This is a genomic window from Priestia sp. 3CA3, assembly GCF_056836725.1.
The window spans coordinates 317,569-334,972 of record NZ_JBXENJ010000002.1 but is presented as its reverse complement, the minus strand read 5'-3'; the positions used below and the strand labels follow the sequence as shown (position 1 = coordinate 334,972).

At 37.2% G+C, this 17,404-nt stretch carries 22 protein-coding genes; 14 read left to right on the top strand and 8 right to left on the bottom strand.

The window, feature by feature from the left end; all coding sequences use genetic code 11:
- Positions 1 to 140: 140 nt before the first annotated feature.
- Together AC1VNJ_RS06565 and aspA are read left to right on the top strand one after the other, a co-directional pair.
- On the top strand, positions 141 to 1,124 hold the full coding sequence (locus tag AC1VNJ_RS06565) for an asparaginase (protein WP_033580584.1): 984 nt from the start codon (positions 141 to 143) through the stop codon (positions 1,122 to 1,124).
- A 20-nt stretch (positions 1,125 to 1,144) separates the two neighbouring features.
- Positions 1,145 to 2,575, top strand: a complete 1,431-nt coding sequence (gene aspA, locus AC1VNJ_RS06560; RefSeq protein WP_311264691.1) for an aspartate ammonia-lyase — start codon at positions 1,145 to 1,147, stop codon at positions 2,573 to 2,575.
- A gap of 32 nt (positions 2,576 to 2,607) precedes the next feature.
- On the opposite strand, the gene AC1VNJ_RS06555 is transcribed toward aspA, so the two are convergent.
- Positions 2,608 to 3,051 (bottom strand): HIT family protein, encoded by a 444-nt coding sequence (locus tag AC1VNJ_RS06555; protein ID WP_084595970.1) that lies wholly within the window; start codon positions 3,049 to 3,051, stop codon positions 2,608 to 2,610.
- Between the two features lie 254 nt (positions 3,052 to 3,305).
- On the opposite strand from AC1VNJ_RS06555, the gene AC1VNJ_RS06550 reads away from it, so the two are divergent.
- The 4 genes from AC1VNJ_RS06550 to AC1VNJ_RS06535 all read left to right on the top strand — a co-directional run bounded on the left by AC1VNJ_RS06550 (position 3,306) and on the right by AC1VNJ_RS06535 (position 5,492).
- Positions 3,306 to 3,728 carry a MerR family transcriptional regulator gene (locus AC1VNJ_RS06550; RefSeq protein WP_155007970.1) on the top strand — a complete coding sequence of 141 codons (423 nt, stop codon included), beginning with the start codon at positions 3,306 to 3,308 and terminating at the stop codon, positions 3,726 to 3,728.
- Positions 3,729 to 4,155: 427 nt separating this feature from the next.
- Complete coding sequence (gene clpP / locus AC1VNJ_RS06545) at positions 4,156 to 4,737, top strand: ATP-dependent Clp endopeptidase proteolytic subunit ClpP (RefSeq protein ID WP_028414383.1); 582 nt, start codon at positions 4,156 to 4,158, stop codon at positions 4,735 to 4,737.
- A 12-nt stretch (positions 4,738 to 4,749) separates the two neighbouring features.
- A complete protein-coding gene (locus AC1VNJ_RS06540; RefSeq protein WP_165573521.1) occupies positions 4,750 to 4,914 on the top strand; it encodes a hypothetical protein in 165 nt (54 codons plus the stop codon).
- Positions 4,915 to 5,075: 161 nt separating this feature from the next.
- Positions 5,076 to 5,492, top strand: a complete 417-nt coding sequence (locus AC1VNJ_RS06535; RefSeq protein WP_028414382.1) for a YhfM domain-containing protein — start codon at positions 5,076 to 5,078, stop codon at positions 5,490 to 5,492.
- Positions 5,493 to 5,772: 280 nt separating this feature from the next.
- On the opposite strand, the gene AC1VNJ_RS06530 is transcribed toward AC1VNJ_RS06535, so the two are convergent.
- Positions 5,773 to 6,042 (bottom strand): GlsB/YeaQ/YmgE family stress response membrane protein, encoded by a 270-nt coding sequence (locus AC1VNJ_RS06530; RefSeq protein WP_013083843.1) that lies wholly within the window; start codon positions 6,040 to 6,042, stop codon positions 5,773 to 5,775.
- Between the two features lie 350 nt (positions 6,043 to 6,392).
- Between AC1VNJ_RS06530 and AC1VNJ_RS06525 the strand changes: the two genes are divergently transcribed.
- Positions 6,393 to 7,208: an STAS domain-containing protein gene (locus AC1VNJ_RS06525; protein WP_028414381.1), complete on the top strand. Its 816-nt coding sequence runs from the start codon at positions 6,393 to 6,395 to the stop codon at positions 7,206 to 7,208.
- A 43-nt stretch (positions 7,209 to 7,251) separates the two neighbouring features.
- Here AC1VNJ_RS06525 and AC1VNJ_RS06520 read toward each other — a convergent pair whose 3' ends face one another.
- Positions 7,252 to 7,437, bottom strand: coding sequence for an aspartyl-phosphate phosphatase Spo0E family protein (locus AC1VNJ_RS06520; RefSeq protein ID WP_028414380.1), 186 nt, complete (start codon positions 7,435 to 7,437; stop codon positions 7,252 to 7,254).
- Between the two features lie 156 nt (positions 7,438 to 7,593).
- Positions 7,594 to 7,857 carry a GlsB/YeaQ/YmgE family stress response membrane protein gene (locus AC1VNJ_RS06515; RefSeq protein WP_013083841.1) on the bottom strand — a complete coding sequence of 88 codons (264 nt, stop codon included), beginning with the start codon at positions 7,855 to 7,857 and terminating at the stop codon, positions 7,594 to 7,596.
- Between the two features lie 197 nt (positions 7,858 to 8,054).
- Between AC1VNJ_RS06515 and AC1VNJ_RS06510 the strand changes: the two genes are divergently transcribed.
- From AC1VNJ_RS06510 to AC1VNJ_RS06500, 3 genes are all read left to right on the top strand, one after another.
- Positions 8,055 to 8,819, top strand: coding sequence for a GNAT family N-acetyltransferase (locus AC1VNJ_RS06510; protein WP_328174305.1), 765 nt, complete (start codon positions 8,055 to 8,057; stop codon positions 8,817 to 8,819).
- 142 nt (positions 8,820 to 8,961) lie between these two features.
- Complete coding sequence (locus AC1VNJ_RS06505; RefSeq protein WP_014459392.1) at positions 8,962 to 9,438, top strand: hypothetical protein; 477 nt, start codon at positions 8,962 to 8,964, stop codon at positions 9,436 to 9,438.
- A 138-nt stretch (positions 9,439 to 9,576) separates the two neighbouring features.
- Positions 9,577 to 10,062: a hypothetical protein gene (locus AC1VNJ_RS06500; protein WP_155007973.1), complete on the top strand. Its 486-nt coding sequence runs from the start codon at positions 9,577 to 9,579 to the stop codon at positions 10,060 to 10,062.
- Between the two features lie 36 nt (positions 10,063 to 10,098).
- Here the strand turns inward: AC1VNJ_RS06500 and AC1VNJ_RS06495 are convergent, their stop codons facing one another.
- The gene (locus AC1VNJ_RS06495; protein ID WP_034270201.1) at positions 10,099 to 10,932 is read right to left on the bottom strand and encodes an STAS domain-containing protein; all 834 of its coding nucleotides are present in this window, start codon (positions 10,930 to 10,932) and stop codon (positions 10,099 to 10,101) included.
- A gap of 238 nt (positions 10,933 to 11,170) precedes the next feature.
- Positions 11,171 to 11,953 (bottom strand): YtvA family blue-light photoreceptor, encoded by a 783-nt coding sequence (ytvA, locus tag AC1VNJ_RS06490; RefSeq protein ID WP_033580591.1) that lies wholly within the window; start codon positions 11,951 to 11,953, stop codon positions 11,171 to 11,173.
- A 152-nt stretch (positions 11,954 to 12,105) separates the two neighbouring features.
- Between ytvA and AC1VNJ_RS06485 the strand changes: the two genes are divergently transcribed.
- The 3 genes from AC1VNJ_RS06485 (at position 12,106) to AC1VNJ_RS06475 (ending at position 14,198) form a co-directional block, all read left to right on the top strand.
- Positions 12,106 to 12,369 carry a hypothetical protein gene (locus AC1VNJ_RS06485; protein WP_081751998.1) on the top strand — a complete coding sequence of 88 codons (264 nt, stop codon included), beginning with the start codon at positions 12,106 to 12,108 and terminating at the stop codon, positions 12,367 to 12,369.
- Positions 12,370 to 12,721: 352 nt separating this feature from the next.
- A complete protein-coding gene (locus AC1VNJ_RS06480) occupies positions 12,722 to 13,387 on the top strand; it encodes a cobalamin B12-binding domain-containing protein (RefSeq protein WP_165636530.1) in 666 nt (221 codons plus the stop codon).
- Complete coding sequence (locus AC1VNJ_RS06475; protein ID WP_014459398.1) at positions 13,374 to 14,198, top strand: STAS domain-containing protein; 825 nt, start codon at positions 13,374 to 13,376, stop codon at positions 14,196 to 14,198. The genes AC1VNJ_RS06480 and AC1VNJ_RS06475 overlap by 14 nt, the downstream gene beginning before the upstream one ends.
- 234 nt (positions 14,199 to 14,432) lie before the next feature.
- Here AC1VNJ_RS06475 and AC1VNJ_RS06470 read toward each other — a convergent pair whose 3' ends face one another.
- Positions 14,433 to 15,347, bottom strand: coding sequence for a LysR family transcriptional regulator (locus tag AC1VNJ_RS06470; RefSeq protein ID WP_013083830.1), 915 nt, complete (start codon positions 15,345 to 15,347; stop codon positions 14,433 to 14,435).
- A 409-nt stretch (positions 15,348 to 15,756) separates the two neighbouring features.
- On the opposite strand from AC1VNJ_RS06470, the gene AC1VNJ_RS06465 reads away from it, so the two are divergent.
- On the top strand, positions 15,757 to 16,860 hold the full coding sequence (locus AC1VNJ_RS06465; RefSeq protein WP_033580593.1) for a citrate synthase/methylcitrate synthase: 1,104 nt from the start codon (positions 15,757 to 15,759) through the stop codon (positions 16,858 to 16,860).
- A 54-nt stretch (positions 16,861 to 16,914) separates the two neighbouring features.
- Here AC1VNJ_RS06465 and AC1VNJ_RS06460 read toward each other — a convergent pair whose 3' ends face one another.
- Entirely contained in the window at positions 16,915 to 17,379 is a 465-nt protein-coding gene (locus tag AC1VNJ_RS06460; RefSeq protein ID WP_223260182.1) for a DUF4306 domain-containing protein, read from the bottom strand.
- Positions 17,380 to 17,404 lie beyond the last annotated feature (25 nt).

Sequence of the window (17,404 nt, the reverse complement as noted above, 5' to 3'; positions counted from 1 at the left end):
GTACGCGAAACGAATAATTTTTCTCTTGATTTATTGAATTTGGGTTACTATAATTACAGGTGAAGTACGCGAAATGAATATAATTTATTTGATAGATTGTCAGGTTTTTTTACAGAAATTAAGCAAAGGGGATGTCGGTTTTGAAAAAACTATTATTGTTATCAACTGGCGGAACGGTCGCTTCACTTGAAGGTGAAAATGGACTTGTTCCTGGAATGGAGCCAGATCAATTACTAAGCTACATACCTGATTTAAATGAACATTGTCAAATTGACAGCAAATCTCTTATGAATCTTGATAGTACAAATATGCAGCCTGAATGTTGGATAGAGATGGCAAAAGCGATTGAAGAGCATTATAATGAATACGATGGTTTTGTTATTACCCATGGAACAGATACAATGGCCTACACATCGGCAGCTCTTTCTTACATGCTTCAGCATTCTAAAAAACCAATTGCGATTACAGGATCTCAAATTCCTATTTCATTTAGTAAAACGGACGCGAAGCGCAATATTGCAGATGCGATTCGCTTTGCATGTGAGGAAACAGGCGGAGTCTATGTAGTCTTTGACGGTCGTGTGATTCAAGGCACAAGAGCAATTAAGCTTCGTACAAAAAGTTATGATGCATTTGAAAGCATTAACTATCCATACGTGGCGTCTATCCATGATAATACGGTGGAATATACAAAATCGGTTGGCTCTAGTAAAGAAGAGTTGACGGTTAATACATCTCTTTGTACGGATGTGGCAGTTGTCAAACTGTTTCCCGGCATTAAGCCTGAATTTTTCGATGGATTAAAAGATGTATATCAAGGCGTTGTTGTTGAAAGCTATGGAAGTGGAGGAATTCCATTTCAAGTTCGCAATATTTTAGCCAAGCTTATTGAATTGACAAATCACGGTGTATCCGTTGTCATTACTACTCAGTGCCTTGAAGAAGGAGAAGACATGGGCATTTATGAAGTAGGCCGAATGATTAATCATGACAGCGTCGTTCGCTCAAAAAACATGAACACAGAAGCCATTGTTCCTAAATTAATGTGGGTGCTCGGACAAACCAAAGACCCTCACCAAGTGAAAAAGATGATGGAAACGTCGATTGCAGAAGATATTAATTAAAAAAGAAAGCAGGTACAGCTATGAAACAAGAAACAGCAGGATATCGTACAGAAGCTGATTTTCTAGGAGAAAAACAAATTCCAGCAGACGTATACTACGGTGTACAAACCGCACGTGCCGTAGAAAATTTTCCGATTACGGGTTATAAAGTACATGAAGAAATGATTAAAGCGCTTGCTATCGTAAAAAAAGCGGCAGCGCTTGCAAATATGGATACAAAGCGCTTATATGAAGGTATTGGAAATGCGATTGTGCAAGCAGCTGATGAAATCTTAGCAGGTCAGTGGCATGAATACTTTATTGTGGATCCTATTCAAGGCGGAGCAGGAACGTCAATGAATATGAATGCTAATGAAGTGATTGCAAACCGTGCCCTTGAAATTATGGGAGACAATAAAGGCGAATACGGTAAATTAAGTCCTAACAGCCATGTGAATATGTCTCAGTCAACAAATGATGTATTTCCAACGGCTATCCATATTTCAACGCTGAACTTATTAAATAAACTTCTTGTTACAATGAATGGTATGCATGATGTATTTAAACGAAAAGCCCAAGAATTTGATCATGTGATTAAAATGGGCCGTACGCATCTTCAAGATGCTGTACCCGTTCGTCTTGGTCAAGAGTTTGAAGCATACAGCCGCGTGTTAGCGCGCGACATTAAGCGTATTAGCGCGACGCGTGACCACTTGCATGAAGTAAATATGGGAGCGACAGCTGTTGGAACAGGCTTAAATGCAGATCCTCGCTATATTGAAAATGTAGTCAAACACTTAGCCGATATCAGCGGTCTGCCGCTTGTACATGCAGAGCATTTAGTGGACGCTACTCAAAATACAGATGCTTATACAGAAGTATCTGCAGCGCTTAAAATCTGTATGACGAATATGTCTAAAATTGCAAATGACCTGCGTTTAATGGCATCAGGTCCTCGTGCAGGCCTAGGTGAAATCAGCCTTCCTGCTCGTCAGCCTGGTTCTTCAATCATGCCAGGAAAAGTAAACCCGGTTATGGCTGAATTAATCAATCAAATTGCGTTTCAAGTAATGGGAAATGACCAAACGATCTCTCTTGCTTCAGAAGCAGGTCAGATGGAGCTTAACGTTATGGAACCTGTGCTTGTATTTAATTTACTTCAATCAATCAGCATCATGAACAACGGTTTCAGAAGCTTTACGGATCACTGTTTAGCAGGAATTGAAGCAAACGAAACGCGGATGAAAGAATATGTAGAAAAAAGCGTAGGGATTATTACAGCTGTTAACCCTCACTTAGGCTATGAAGTCGTATCGCGTATTGCGCGTGAAGCGATTTTAACAGGAAAACCAATTCGTGAGCTTTGCCTTCAATACGATGTGTTAACAGAAGAGGAATTAGATCTCATTTTAAATCCATTTGAAATGACGAACCCTGGTATTGCAGGAAGTTCATTATTTGATCGTCAATAAAGAGAACGGCTTCCATAAGGAGGCCGTTTTTTTTATAAAGACATTTGCTGAATGACGCGGCGCATTTTCTGAGCTGTTGCAGCCAAGACGTCATCATTTTCAGCATATTCGGGAATTTGCGTATAAAAATCTCCGAAACACTCCTCTTTATATCTCGGAACGATGTGCATGTGAAAATGAGTTAACTCGTTAAACATACCCCCGTTTTGAGAGAGAGTAACTCCGTCTGGAATAAAAAGCGTCTTAACTGCTTTTGTCATTAGCTTCGCTGCATTCATCACGGCCAATATGTGTTCAGTATCGAATTCGTCGATTTCCACTATATGTGCTTTAGGAAGAATTAAGAGGTGTCCTTCGTTAAACGGCTTGTGGTCTAGCAGGCACGTCACAAACGAATCTTCAAATATCATATGCGATTTTTCTTGGTTATTTGCTAATCGACACCCTAAGCAATCTATACTTGGATTCCCCATCATATGTTCTCTCCTTTTTTAAGATAACTAAAGTGTAGCATGAGAAGTATGAGCAGGAATAGATTGAAATATACACAGTTGTTTTTTCGCTTAGTAAAGAGAGCCGGGGTATATGACCTGGGCTATTTGGTTCGTTCTTTTTATTTATAGGCTTTGCTGCTTTATCTAAAATTTACCATGGTTTTAATTGTAAAATAAATATCTTTACAGTATAATGACAGTGTAACAGTTAACTGTAACTAAAAAGGGGGGATTGTTTGAAAACATATACAGGCAAGCAAATTACGGAATTATTAAACAATGAAGGTGCGGACTTGAACCTGCGTACGGTGCGGTATTACACGCAAATAGAAATTGTTCCTCCGCTGGAGCTAGTGGGAAATAAGCGCGTCTATACAGATCAGCATGTTCATTACTTTCGAGCCGCTTTAACATTATCAAAAGCAGGGGAGTCACTAGCTTCCATTCAAGAAACGCTGCGTTCAATGAGTGTGGAAGAAGTGAAAAGTATAGGTGCGCAGCTCCCTCTTTACCAAAGCAAACAAATTCAAAATCAAGAAATGCATCAAGTCAATGAAGATGTGTTTGTCGCTATGAATCGGAATTTATCAGCAGACGTACGGCAAAAAGTAATTGAGTCTGTTACTCAGATTTTAAAGGAGCATTCATCGCATGATTAAATTAGCGGTGGCAAAATCAGTAATGGAAAAAGAAGAAGGAATGAACCACCTATGTATTACATTTGAACGATCGCAAATAAAAGTTAAAAACATCACGATTGATATTCAGCTGCCCCAAGGTTTGTTCAAAACAAGAAACTTAAATGGGTACTGTGAAAACCCACAAGGACAAATCGAAGTAAAACATATTGACGATGAACCTTTATTAATAGAGCTCTACACGGAAGAGACCGTTTTATATCCACAGGCAGAGATTGCAGTTGCGGTGACTTACCGCGATGAACACTTGCATATACAGCAAGAAAGACATTCTCTAATGATTAAATTTACCGATGAAGATTTGATAGGGGATTCATTTTTAAATCAAGAAGTCAGTGCAAAAGTAAAAAAATTTGCTCGTATTAATTCAGTGGAAAGAGGCGGTCACATGAACTTAACTCCCTATGTAGTAGAACAAACAAGTAAAGGAGAGCGTGCCTATGACATTTATTCAAGGCTGTTGCTCGACCGAGTGATTATGCTCACAGGTGAAGTTACGGATGAGGTGGCTACTAGCATTATCGCTCAGCTTTTATTTTTAGATGCAGAAAACCCAGAAAAAGATATTAGCATTTATATTAATTCACCGGGAGGGTCCATTACAGCGGGCATGGCTATTTTTGATACAATGCAGCTTATACGTGCAGATGTAAGTACATTGTGTATAGGGCTAGCAGCATCTATGGGTTCAGTTTTACTAGCGGGCGGTCAAAAAGGGAAACGTTTTGCTCTTCCTAACAGCGAAGTGATGATTCATCAGCCGCTAGGAGGAGCAAAAGGACAAGCAGCTGAAATTGAAATTCGAGCGAAGCGTATTTTGCGCTTAAAAGACCACCTAAATGAACTTCTGTCTGAACGAACAGGACAATCGCTGTCAACGATTAATAAAGACACTGATCGAGATACATTCTTTACAGCGGATGAAGCAAAAGAATATGGCTTGATTGATCAAATTTTAGTTCATCAATAAGGAGGATACCATGTGGAAAAGTCAAATCGTTATTCAGTAGAATATGAATGGGGAAACGTGATTTATTACCAAGAAGTAGAAGCAATGACGATACACGAAGCAAAAGAATACGTTCAACATACAAAAGTAAACGCCGCTATTCGCGCTGTTCATGTCATAGAAGATGTCGAATCGTAACGAAAAACTGGATCCTTTCGGGGATTCAGTTTTTTTGAGCAAATGAAGCAGGGATTTATAGGAAGAAAAGAGAATGCAAAAAGAGATTTAAAAACGAGCAGCTGGTAGCATCATTCAGCAAGAACATCTCATTTCAATTACAAAAAGAAAGGTAGATGTAAATGAAAAAAGTATGGTCTGGATTAGTAGTTCTCATTGCTATTTGTTGGGTGATCACAGGATGTCAGCAAAGCAGTGCTTCAAGCGGTACTGTTGAACAAAAGCTCGTAATCGAAAAATACATAGCCGATAATCAATATGGCCATGCGGTTAAAATGAAAGACCAAAATCAAGTGCAGAAAGTGCAGCAGTGGTTAAAAGATGTATCCTGGAGAGAAGAAAAAGCTGAAATGATTCGAAAACCTAACTACATTCTTCACTTTGAACCGGTAGAAACCAAAAAGGATATAAAGGTACAATCTTACCGGATGTGGGTCAACTTAGACAACGAAACCGTTGAATTAGCTACAGATACACACTACGCACAGTTAAAGGGCAAACAAGCAAGGTCATTTATTGAACTAGTAGAACCGAAATAGAAAGCAGCTATAAAACAATGTCCAATAAAAGCTAAAACTGCATTTGTTCATATTGAAGCTATCTTCACCGATATGCTTGAGGACCTCGAATGGACAGAGGTGCTCATTACTAACGCGCTTGATATGAGGGTGTAGAAATATTAAATGTCAGAGGTGACAAGCAGCAATTATTAAATGTAGCCATAAAGAGTTACACTTACAGATAGGTCCATTATTAAAACATTTTGCTATAAGAAGTAAGGGAAAAAGAGAAATCAAGACGCTGATTTCTCTTTTTTATTTAGGCGTGTCGATGATTATTATTTCCGCGCATTTTGCGTAAAACAAAACTCACAATTAAAACTAAAATAACAGCACCAATAATTGCAGGAACAATTGCGAATCCGCCGATCTCTGGACCGAAATCTCCAAAAATTAGAGAGCCTAACCATGCTCCAATGAACCCAGCGATGATGTTTCCGATAATTCCACCTGGAACATCTCGTCCTGTTAACACACCAGCAAGCCAGCCGATAAGTCCTCCAACAATAAGCGTCCAAATAAATGACATATACCTAACCTCCTTTTTATAGGGAATTCCTTTTCAGTCTTTCCTAAAACACATTTTGTCATGCGACATGCTTGCTGCAAACCCTTTTGCATTTTTTCATCTATTTATCATATATGCTAAAATAGTCTAACTTCAAATTGAAATGTTATGTATGAGAATTCACTGTGAAAGTAACGATAAAACGAAAGAGAGAAGTTCAGCTTATGTACGTTTTAGACTCAATTTAGCTCATTCTATTCGCAAAAAAGGACATCCGGTTTATTTTTAAAAGCTTTTTCCCTTAGTTTTACTTTTTTCAACAGTATTTGTGATATCATTTTAAGTAAACAAATTCTTAACGGGAGAACAATATGGAGTCATTATTATTAGATAAAAAGCTTAAACACATTACGAATTTAATTCTAGAAAAAAAAGAAGAGTTCTCAAAACAAAAACAAGATGAAGACAAAGATATTCAACAACAGTTAGAACCGTGGCGCGTTCATTTAATTAAAATATACGCTGATTCTGTATCAACAAATGATACGAAAAACTTTGAAGTGCTTGAGGAATGGGGAAGAGAAGTAGCGAATTTACTCGTTACCCTTCAGCTTCCGTTAGATGTAGCATTAGAAGAAATCAGCTATTACCGAAATATTATCGGGGAAATTATTAAAGAAGAAGCAAAAGCTGAAACGTTTACGTTTGATGCCTTCTATCAAGTTATTTCTCGTTTCAACTTAGTAGTGGACAAGGCTGTGCACTGGGTTAGTAAATCGTATATGACCGACTTTGCAAACAAAATTCAATCGGCTCGCTATGCAATTGATGAACTTTCAATTCCTGTGGTACGCATTACGAAAGAAATTGGCGTGATTCCTCTTGTTGGCGATTTAGATACAAATCGTGCTCAAATTTTAATGGAAAATGCCCTTCAGCACGGCAGCGAGTACAAGCTAAATTGGCTGATTATTGATTTATACGCAGTTCCAATTATTGATACGATGGTAGCGGACCAAATTTTCAAAGTAATCGGTGCTTTAAAATTATTAGGAATTCAAGTAGTTTTAAGCGGTATCCGTGCTGAAATTGCTCAGACGATGGTGAACTTAGGGTTAGATTTGGCTGATATTACAACTTTCAGTAGCCTTCACCAAGCAGTGGAATATGTTAATCAAGCGGACTAATATAAAACAAAAGCCCATGAGTATGTAACCATATCATGGGCTTCTATTGATAGAAGAAAATTTGAAGTTTATTTAATAAAGCATCTAATGATTGACTAACTTGAAGTGTGTTAGGACTTGTCATTCCTTCACGGACAGCCGTTTGAATCATCAACGTTCGTGTCTGTTCGATTTCTTCTATTAGTATTTGGTACATAGATTTGTCTTTTTGATGGGTTGAAAGCAGCATGTTAATTCCTCTTTTTTATAGTGATTATGGTTAAATTAACATTAATAGGTTTATTTTTCAATATTATGAAATTAAAAATAGTAAATCTTAAGAATTTTCCATATAAAAAAAGAACCTCTTTTTCAGCAGAGGTTCTTTTTCTAATATAATAATTTATTATGCATGTTTATGACTACCACGCATTTTTCTCATAATGAAACTTACGATTAATACTAAAATGATTGATCCGATAATGGCAGGAATAATAGCAAATCCACCTACAACTGGTCCGAAGCTTCCAAAGATAGCTGAACCTAACCAAGAACCTATAAAACCAGCAATAATGTTACCAATAATACCTCCTGGAACGTCTCTTCCCGTAATTAATCCGGCAAGCCATCCAATAATACCACCTACAATAAGTGCCCATAAAAATGACATAAATATCATCCTCCTTTTTAATGATGTATTGCTTATATAGGTTAGTACCCCACTTAAAAGAAAACTATTCATAGAATAACAAAAAAATTAAAAAAACTTGGAAAAGGACTTAAGAACTGGGATAGAGTCATAGAAAATAGACTAACTAGTATATAATAGAAAAAGGAACATAATTTAGAAGAGAAAGGAGACATGAAGTGAAAATAAAAAATCAAAGCGATATAGTAGAACAACACTTGATTCAGCACTGGATGTATTTTCAGCATACGAAGAAATCTGTGAAGGTGGATACACCAGAAATGAAATGGATTTCTGCATCTCCTTATAATCGCGGCATATATGCAGGAACCCGTCATATTGAGCCTGCGTTAGAGATATGTTCTTCGAAAGGGGAAGAACCTCTATGGATTGTTGGTCCATCTTCATATGATAACCTTGGGCCAGTTCTTCATAAAAATGGATTTGTTCCTTATGAAAAATGGATCGGAATGATTCAGCACATTCAAGAAAAAGAATACGTACACACAGGAGTAGAAGAGTTTCAATGTAAGCGAGTGCACACAGAAGCTGAATTGAAAGAATGGATTACGGTATACATAGATGGCTATCAAAAACCAAAAGAATATCAAGCTGACTTTCTTGAAAGGTTTAGGGAGCTTATGCAGCACACTGACCAATATCACTTATATTTGGGTCTTTATCATAACCGGCCAGCTGTAGCTGGGTCTCTCTTTTTTTATGACGGTACAGCGGGTTTGTACTGTATCACTACAGCTAGACATATGAGGAGAAAAGGCCTGGCTACCGCCTATTTGAAGGAAGTTCTTACTGAAGCAAAAAAACAGGCAGATACGTGTATTTTGCATGCTACAAGTGCAGGAAAGCCAGCCTATGAAAAACTTGGTTTTACAGCGGTTAACGAATTTGATGTATACAGATGGAGAAATAGAGATGGAAAATAATGTGCTGAAGCTTGTGAAACAAGAGACAAAATTCGACAAAATTTTAAAAAAGTGTAGCTTCCACTTCGTTTTTGGTGTATCCTAGGAAAAAGCAGCAGCATGAGCTAGTGTTGTACATAGAACACAGATAAAAGGAGTCATTATGAAACATTTTTTTAAAACGAGCACGTTTTGGATAGGTTTAGTTGTCGGAATCGCGCTCACATTTGGGGGATATTTTACTGTTACTAGTATTTATGATTATTATTTAGGACGAGAACAGCTGAAAGTATTGACTGCCTCTCAGAAAAACCTTCAAACTGCTTTTAAAGAGTATAATCAGCTTATGGCCGAAAAAAAAACCAAAAAGCAATTTATCAATGAACTCGATGATATTTCAAATACGATAAACTATGAATATAATGAATTAGCTTCCCTTGATCCTACGATGAAAACGATGTATAAGCATACGGGCGTCATCGATGATATGGAACTGATGATTGATAATATCGATAGCATTTATGAATTAACGATGAATGATCACAAAGACGCAACAAAACCGCTTCAAACCTACGTATCTGATTTAATGGAATATGTAGAAAAAGATATGAAAAAAGAAATAAGCATGCTAAGTAAATAGAAAAAAACAGCTGTCTAAACAAATAGGCAGCTGTTTTTTCGTTGATTATAAAAGGAATCTTTTGGTTGCAGGCGAAAGAGTATACTATGCACCCACTCACTTACGTGCACCACGTTCACAAAAAAGGGAGGACATAGTATGAAAAAAGTGGTGGTTATCCTATTTAGTTTATTTTCATTAACCGCATGTCAGGTTCCTACAGCTGAAACGCTTGAAGATCCTTATCCACCCGCTATAAAAATAATAGCCGAAGGCAAAGAAGCCATCATTAAGCCTTTATTTTTTTGCTGGACCGAATGTGAAGCTGATTTTGGCGAACGAAAAAATTTCAGACAAATTGTTATGAAAGATAGTATTCCCGTCTCTCAAGGTGGTCAAGTATCCATTAAAATAGATGGTAAAAAACCTAATGCGCTTTATTACAAACAAATTCGCAATCAGTCTATTTATGAAAACACAGTAGAAAAAAAGGACATAAAAAAAACATCTGCTGCTATTACAGTAGATTCTGCCTCTCACAGTAACAGTGATCGGTATATACTCGTAGCGGACTGGAAAGATAACAACGGGAAAAAGTTAATCGGGCGTGTCTACTATACTCCAGTAAAATTTGAAACGCCATAGATATGGCTCTCTATGTTGTAATAGAGAGCCATATGTTTAACCAATAGAATTAAGTGCTTGTGCAAGAGAAGAAGTAGTTTTAACATGTTCAAATGAAAGCCCTAAGCGAATTGCAGTTTGAGAAATTTCCGGTCGAATTCCAGATAAAATTGTTTGCACACCAATTAAACGAAGAGCTTTTACCAAATTGAAAATCTCTTGTGCCATCATCGTATCAATCGTAGCTACACCGAGCAGGTCAATACATAAATGTTCAACGCCTTTTTCCGAGCATTGCTGAAGCGTGTTTTCTAAAATAAACTGACTTTTGACCGTTCCAATATCCCCCACAAGAGGCAGAAGGGCAACTTTGTTTTGAAGCATGATAACAGGAGAACTTAATTCATTAATTAACTCTTTCTGAGCGTTCAGCTGTTCTTGCGTATTCTTATGATATTCTTGAATAAAGATATAAATAGATAGATCAAAGGCTTTAACAATAATGTCATACCACATAAATATCTTATCCACGCTTACCTCTTCTGGGTGCAAAGAGATAAACTTCTTTAAGTAATTAACGACAATTTTTTGTGAATTAAAATATTCTCGAACGATAAAGTGAAGAGGCGTACTTAAATGCTTTGGATCACGTGCAAGTTCGACCGACCACTGCTGGAAATCGGAAAAAAAGTATTCCTCATCTTTTATAAATACGTCAAATAAATGCTGAAAATAATCTTGATTTTGCTGCTTCAGTTCTTTCACAATTACTGGATTTTTACTCGAATACACGGAGAACTCGTTTTCATCGTCGAGCTGATTGTACCAGTCTTCAGTTAATTGAAGAGAATGTTCTTTAAAAAAATGATATAGGTCCTGATTTCTATGCATGAAGACTCTCCTTACATATGTATAGTCTAATTGTTTTATAAATAAAGGCATAAAAGCATCCCCTGATCTAGAGTGAGGATGCTTATAAATAAACCCATTATGAAGCGCATTTATTTTCCTATACGCCTTGTTTTCCCTAACTGTATAATTTCAAACCCAATTTATTAAAAAATAAACATTTTTTAACTAGCCTATTCATGCATTTTACCTATTTTTCATAAAGAACCACTTCTTGTGCTTATAGCTTTAGCTTCGGTAAGGCATCTTTAATGCTTTGATAGACTAAAATAAAAGACATATCATCTTCTATAGTGCTCATATGTATGGCCATGTTAGGAGAAATTCCTGTTAAAACAAGCTGAGTTCCCATGAGCTTCAGCCAATTGTAAATATTAAGAATATCACGGCCGAATGAATCATTAAATTGCGCTAACCCTGATACGTCTAGGATTAAATAACGATCTTTGCTGGTTGTGTTACGCGAGGTGAAACTATTGAATAGCATTTCTATACGCCGTTCGTTTAACGTTCCGATTAATGGAAGAACAGAGATTCCTTCCTCTATTGGCACGATAGGAGTGGATAGTCTTTCAACTTCTTCCAAAGCTTGCTGAAGCTGTTCTTGGGCTGTAATTTCTATGGTAACGTCTTTTTGAACACCGATAAAGTAATATTTATCTTCTTCTTCTATATATGTTGGGTCAATCGTTAGCTGATTATGAAAGAAAGAGCCGTCTTTTCGGTAATTCACAAGCGTAACAGAGACTGACTGATTGCGGCTGATAGCGCTGCGAATTTCATCAACGTGGTGCGGGTTTGTAAGAGGACCTTGTAGAAAACGGCAATTTTCCCCTAAAACTTCTTCTTCCTTATAGCCGGTCATAAGGGAAAACCCTTGGTTGAGGTAAATAATTGGATTATCAGGTAAAGAAGGATCCGTCACGATAATGCCAGATTGTGAGCTATGAAGGGCCTTATTTAAAATGGACCATTTTGAATCTTGAGCTTCAGGTGTAGTCAATGCATTCCCTCATTCCTTGGAAATTTTATAAAAATATTGTGACATAAACACGTCAAAAAAACAATTTTCGACGCGTTTGCTTCTAGAGAAAGAATGAAGATAAGGAAAAATATGTTATAATAGTTTCGGGGGCAAAGGGAGTGTGAACAAATGTGATAACTATCAATTTATTTAATGTTAGTTTCTTTGTGATGGCGCTAGTAGGCTTTATCCTCATTTTTTGTTTGCGTATAAAGTTCAAGCGGCCACTATCATTGTTTAAATGGTCTTTTTTGTTCGGAACGGTGCTGCTGTTGCTAAGTTTATACTTGTTTATGGCGACCAGCCAATATATTCATTTGATATGCAATACAATCGGCTCAGTTATGACAGCGCTCTATCTTATTAGTATTATGGTGGGAGCAGAAGAGTCATAAATACATATGTTTGAAAGTCTATTAAAAGTGGAAAATAAGTAGCGATGCTTAAAAGAGAAAGAAACGAACTTACATTCTTTCAGCCGAAATAATGACAACTGGAAAAACACCTCGGTAAAAAATGCCGAGGTGTTTTTCATAAATAAAAGGGAAAGGAGAATATTTAGAGAAATACTAGTCATACTTTACTGAGTGTAGTAAAATTAAAAGTTATTATTCTATTTTTAGGTTGTTGCTATTGGCAACATGTGTTAGTCTAAAAGTGGTATACATTTTAGGCGATCTTGAAAAAGAGAGACGAGAAGCTTTTATTCAAGTTTCTTAAAAGCTTTACGTTTACTGAGGTGAAACAATGAAATCTCAAGTACAAAAATTTGTAGGCTATTTATTAGCTGGTGATCAAGACAGCGCTTGGGAAGTTGTGCTGGAAGAAATCCAACAGGGAAAGAACAGCCTAGATATTTACGAAAATTTAATTACAACCGCAATGCGAGTAACTGGAGATATGTGGGAAGAAAATATCATTTCTGTAGCTGATGAGCATGTTGCAACTACGACGTGTGATTATGTGCTAACTCGCTATCGCTTTTATAAAAAAATTCAGGGACACGCTTCAGACACCGCTCCAAGGGCACTGCTTCTATGCTTGGAACAAGAACAGCACTTCATTGGTTTAAAGATGGTGGCTTTATTGTTTGAGGAACATGGTTGGAATACTCGCTTTTTAGGTGCCAATCTACCTCTGGAATACGCTGAGAAAATGGCTATAGAATGGAAGCCGCACATGGTAGGATTATCTGTCAGCATTCCTTATCATATTGAGAGGCTTGCTGAATATACCAAAACTTTGGACAAATTAGAACCAAGACCAACAGTAATGGTAGGAGGGCGTTTAGTTTCTCAAATTGATTTCCATTCTTACTGTTCTGAGCATACACGCCTAATTCCGGATCTTTACCAACTAAATAACTGGTTAATCAGTTATCACAAAGGAGTGGAAGTTAATGTCGATGCTTGAATATGTTCCAATTCCTTACTTTCTAGTGGATACTGAATTTAATATTTTGGAATGGTCGCAACAATCAGGTCATTTATTTAAGCCTTCAGCTAATTTTTTAGATCTTGTAGACGTATTTAGTCAAGAAAAGGCGAGAAAGTTTTTAAGCTTGCGCCAAAAAGATTCTCGAGAATTGTCTGTAGACGAACCCCATGATGAGCAAACGCTTGTCCAAAGCCGAGGCCAGGCTATTCAGAAAGTAGAGCTTGTGATGCAAACCAATGATTCGCCGTATTCACTGTTTGAATGTTTAATTCAATGGGATAGTGATATAGGTCATTTAGTTTGTATTCGCCAAGATGAACGTATACAAGAGCTAACAAATCTTGTTCAAGACCATCGGAAACGATTAGCAGATACAGATTTTGAACTGCTTGAACAAAAAGAACGTCTCGAAAAATCATTACAAAAAATTAAGCAATTGTCCGCTTCTTTTATTAAATTATCCTCTAAAGTAGGGCTTATACCTCTTTTTGGAGACTTAGACACAGCTCTTGTAGCTGAAAATACGTCCATTTTGCAAAACTTTGCACATGAAGGAAATTACACCACGCTTCTATTTGACTTTGGGGGCCTAGATATATTAACAACCGAAGGAATTCAAGCTTTTGCAGGCTTTATGCAGTCCTTCTATCTTATGGGGATCACGTGCTATATTATTGGCATGAAACCGCACCATACGGCTGCTTTGAAAAATAGAACCTTTGGTGATCAAATTATTTATATGAATAACCTGAGTGAAATTATTGCTGTGAATAAAAATGTAAGTTAAAAGGGTGGAGGAGAAAAAAGTTATTCTTCTCCTCTTTCTGTATACACTTCTTTTGTTACAATTAAACATTTATTAAATCATATTCGGAGGGGTAAGGTGATCATAGAAGAATGAATTGCGCTGCTAGTTCTGCTAGGGGGATGCTTTTTTTTAGTCAATCGGATCACAAAAAGATTGAAGAAGATATAAAAGATGACTAAAAGCCTCTTTCTAATGAAAGAAGAGGCTTTTTTGTTAAGAGTTTGCTGACATCGTATGAGACGGCAAAATGATGTCTTGGTCTACTAGGAAGGATAAAAGTTCTCGTGTAGCATATGACATATAGCGATCTTTTTTCAAAATGATGCCGAGCTCCCACATTGGAGTAGGTGCGGCAATTGGAATACTTTTAATAAAGGGATTATTGATTTTCGGAAACACGGACTTTGGTAAAATAGCAATACCTAATTCAGAAGCAACTAGTTCAATAATCAAATCCCATTGAGAACTTTCGTACGCTATTTTCGGATGAAAACCCGCTTGAATGCACTCATGAATAATGCGATCATGAAGAGAGAAATCTTTGCTGAACAGGACAAACGGCTCTTCTCTAAGCTCGCTCAAAGCAACAATTGATTTAGCTGCCAGGGGATGCTCATGATGAATGTATAAATTAAACTCTTCTTCAATAAACGGATAGACGTGAAAAAGAGGGTTTTGAATAGGCAATACGATAATGCCAAGGTCTACTTGTTCGTTTTCTACAAGTTCGACAATTCGCTTTGCGCCAAGCTCCACAAGCTCTAATTTCACCTGAGGATGTTTTGATGTAAAGTTTTTTGCAATCATCGGGAAAACGACAGTCCCTACTAAAGGAGGAATTCCTACTTTAATATCTCCTGTAGGCAGATTTCGTAAATCATCTAACAGAGCATGCAGCTCGTGAAGAGTGGATACCAGCTTTTGGCTTTGCCCGTACACAATCTGTCCTGCATCGGTTAATGTCAGCTTTCGAGTAGAGCGATCAAAAAGGTCTACGCCGAGTTCTTCTTCTAGTTTTTTTACAATTTTACTTAATGCTGGCTGAGACAAGTGAATTGCAGCTGCTGCTTTCGTGAAACTTTTTTGATTAACTACTTCCATGAAATGTTGCAGTTCTCGAATATCCATAAATTCTCCTCACTAGTATTCTTAGTTTTCATACTATTTATTCTATTTATCTATTTTACTTATGATTCAAATAAATGTAAACTCTTACATAAGGAAGTGAATAGTGATTCATCTAAAAATAGCATATCAAATTCCTCTAAATACGTTAGAAACCCGCATATTTGTAAGCGTTAACAAAAAAGTACCCTCGAAGAAAATCCTAAAAAAATATTTTTTTCTCCCGTAAAACAAAGCCGCGAGCGCAGAAATAACACGTGTTGAAATGTTCATTTTGTATACTGTTCTGACAATTAAGAAAGAGGAATAAAATGGTATAGTGCACCACTAAGGTGAGTCTATTCATTCTGCAAACGAGCCGTACATAAAAAAAAGGGCCGGTTTGTTAAAAATAATTGGGGGAGTGGTTGAGATGACATATGTTAAAGGACTAGAAGGAATCGTTGCAGCTGAAACAAAAGTAGGGCATGTTGATGGAGAGAAAGGTCAGCTGATTTATCGCGGATATTGGGCAAAAGATTTGGCGATCAATTATTCTTTTGAAGAAGTTTCTTATTTAATTTGGAACGGTACGCTGCCAAATCATGATGAGTTAAAAGCATTTAAACAAGAGATGGTGACTCATCGTACGCTTCCAGCTAATATTGTTGCGTTAATGGACTGTTTGCCAAAAGATACAGAAGTGATGAGCGCGCTTCGCACATGTATCTCGGCGTTAGGAGACCCTTCATACAGCTGGCCTCCGACAAAAGAGCAGGCGCTTGCGATTACAGCGGTAACACCTACCATTATTGCCTATTGGTATCGTAAAATGAATGATTTAGAAGTAGTAGAGCCTAACGAGCATTTGGATCATGTAGCAAACTATTTATACATGATTAACGGAGAAATTCCAGATCAAAGTTTGGTTACGGCGCTAAACGCCTATTTTGTTTTGACAATTGAGCATGGAATGAATGCCTCAACCTTCTCATCACGCGTTATTTCATCTACCGAATCTGACATGGTTTCAGCTATATGCGGAGCAATTGGCGCGATGAAAGGTCCGCTTCACGGAGGAGCTCCTTCTGGTGTTATTAACATGTTTGATGAAATTGGAAGTGAAGAGAATATTGAGCCTTGGGTTCGTAAAAAATTAGATAATAAAGAGAAAATCATGGGATTTGGTCATCGCGTTTATCGTACACATGACCCGAGAGCAGAAGCATTAAAAGAAGTATCGAAACAAATTTCAGGAGACAACGGGCTATTTGATTTAATTGTTAAAATTGAAGATAAAACAATTGAATTACTAAATGAATACAAGCCGGGGAGAGGCATTTATACCAACGTAGAATATTTCGCTGCAGCGGTTATGAAAGCGGTTGAGCTTCCGTCTGAACTATTCACTCCGACCTTCACAGCAAGCCGTGTGGTTGGTTGGACAGCTCATGTCGTAGAACAGTCAGAAAATAATCGTATTTACCGACCTCAGTCTGCTTATATCGGTTATACGCCAGTTGAGCAAAATCAATAATAAACCGGATTTCACATAAAAAACGTCGGTAGATCCGACGTTTTTTTCATATGGTTAAATATATTCTTTTTGAGAATAAAATCGCTTTAATAAATAGAATAATCCGACTGCTAAGCATAAACTTGCTGCAGCTAAGCTAGAGGTAATCATGGCGTGTTCACCTTCGGTCGGGGTATGTGAAAGTTTATAGCTGCTGTAGCATAAGAGAGCTGTGATACATAAACAGCAGGAGCTAATCAATCCATACCGCTTTTTGAACCCAATAATAGATAGTAATACAATCAAATAAATCCCGCTCACCATCATCATAATTGGAAACTGAGGGTGGAATTTAATTGTATATAACAAATAATCGATGTGAGAATAGTGATGAACCGCCGAGGACTTTGTTAGCCCTCCGGTCAAACTAGCTGATAAAGGTCCTTCAAGCATCGAAGAGCCGTTATACCAAGTAGCGACTGAGGAAAGTAAAAAAACAAAACAACTTGCGAATAGCTGCGTCATACATTTTATTGACACGTATAGAAAGCTCCTCTCAATAACC

Excerpts from the sequence above, each read along its gene's own strand:
- aspA (WP_311264691.1), top strand. The coding sequence starts at position 1,145 with ATGAAACAAGAAACAGCAGGATATCGTACAGAAGCTGATTTTCTAGGA.
- AC1VNJ_RS06555 (WP_084595970.1), bottom strand. The coding sequence starts at position 3,051 with ATGATGGGGAATCCAAGTATAGATTGCTTAGGGTGTCGATTAGCAAAT.
- clpP (WP_028414383.1), top strand. The coding sequence starts at position 4,156 with ATGAACTTAACTCCCTATGTAGTAGAACAAACAAGTAAAGGAGAGCGT.
- AC1VNJ_RS06535 (WP_028414382.1), top strand. The coding sequence starts at position 5,076 with ATGAAAAAAGTATGGTCTGGATTAGTAGTTCTCATTGCTATTTGTTGG.
- AC1VNJ_RS06530 (WP_013083843.1), bottom strand. The coding sequence starts at position 6,042 with ATGTCATTTATTTGGACGCTTATTGTTGGAGGACTTATCGGCTGGCTT.
- AC1VNJ_RS06525 (WP_028414381.1), top strand. The coding sequence starts at position 6,393 with ATGGAGTCATTATTATTAGATAAAAAGCTTAAACACATTACGAATTTA.
- AC1VNJ_RS06520 (WP_028414380.1), bottom strand. The coding sequence starts at position 7,437 with ATGCTGCTTTCAACCCATCAAAAAGACAAATCTATGTACCAAATACTA.
- AC1VNJ_RS06515 (WP_013083841.1), bottom strand. The coding sequence starts at position 7,857 with ATGTCATTTTTATGGGCACTTATTGTAGGTGGTATTATTGGATGGCTT.
- AC1VNJ_RS06505 (WP_014459392.1), top strand. The coding sequence starts at position 8,962 with ATGAAACATTTTTTTAAAACGAGCACGTTTTGGATAGGTTTAGTTGTC.
- AC1VNJ_RS06500 (WP_155007973.1), top strand. The coding sequence starts at position 9,577 with ATGAAAAAAGTGGTGGTTATCCTATTTAGTTTATTTTCATTAACCGCA.
- AC1VNJ_RS06495 (WP_034270201.1), bottom strand. The coding sequence starts at position 10,932 with ATGCATAGAAATCAGGACCTATATCATTTTTTTAAAGAACATTCTCTT.
- AC1VNJ_RS06480 (WP_165636530.1), top strand. The coding sequence starts at position 12,722 with ATGAAATCTCAAGTACAAAAATTTGTAGGCTATTTATTAGCTGGTGAT.
- AC1VNJ_RS06475 (WP_014459398.1), top strand. The coding sequence starts at position 13,374 with ATGTCGATGCTTGAATATGTTCCAATTCCTTACTTTCTAGTGGATACT.
- AC1VNJ_RS06470 (WP_013083830.1), bottom strand. The coding sequence starts at position 15,347 with ATGGATATTCGAGAACTGCAACATTTCATGGAAGTAGTTAATCAAAAA.
- AC1VNJ_RS06465 (WP_033580593.1), top strand. The coding sequence starts at position 15,757 with ATGACATATGTTAAAGGACTAGAAGGAATCGTTGCAGCTGAAACAAAA.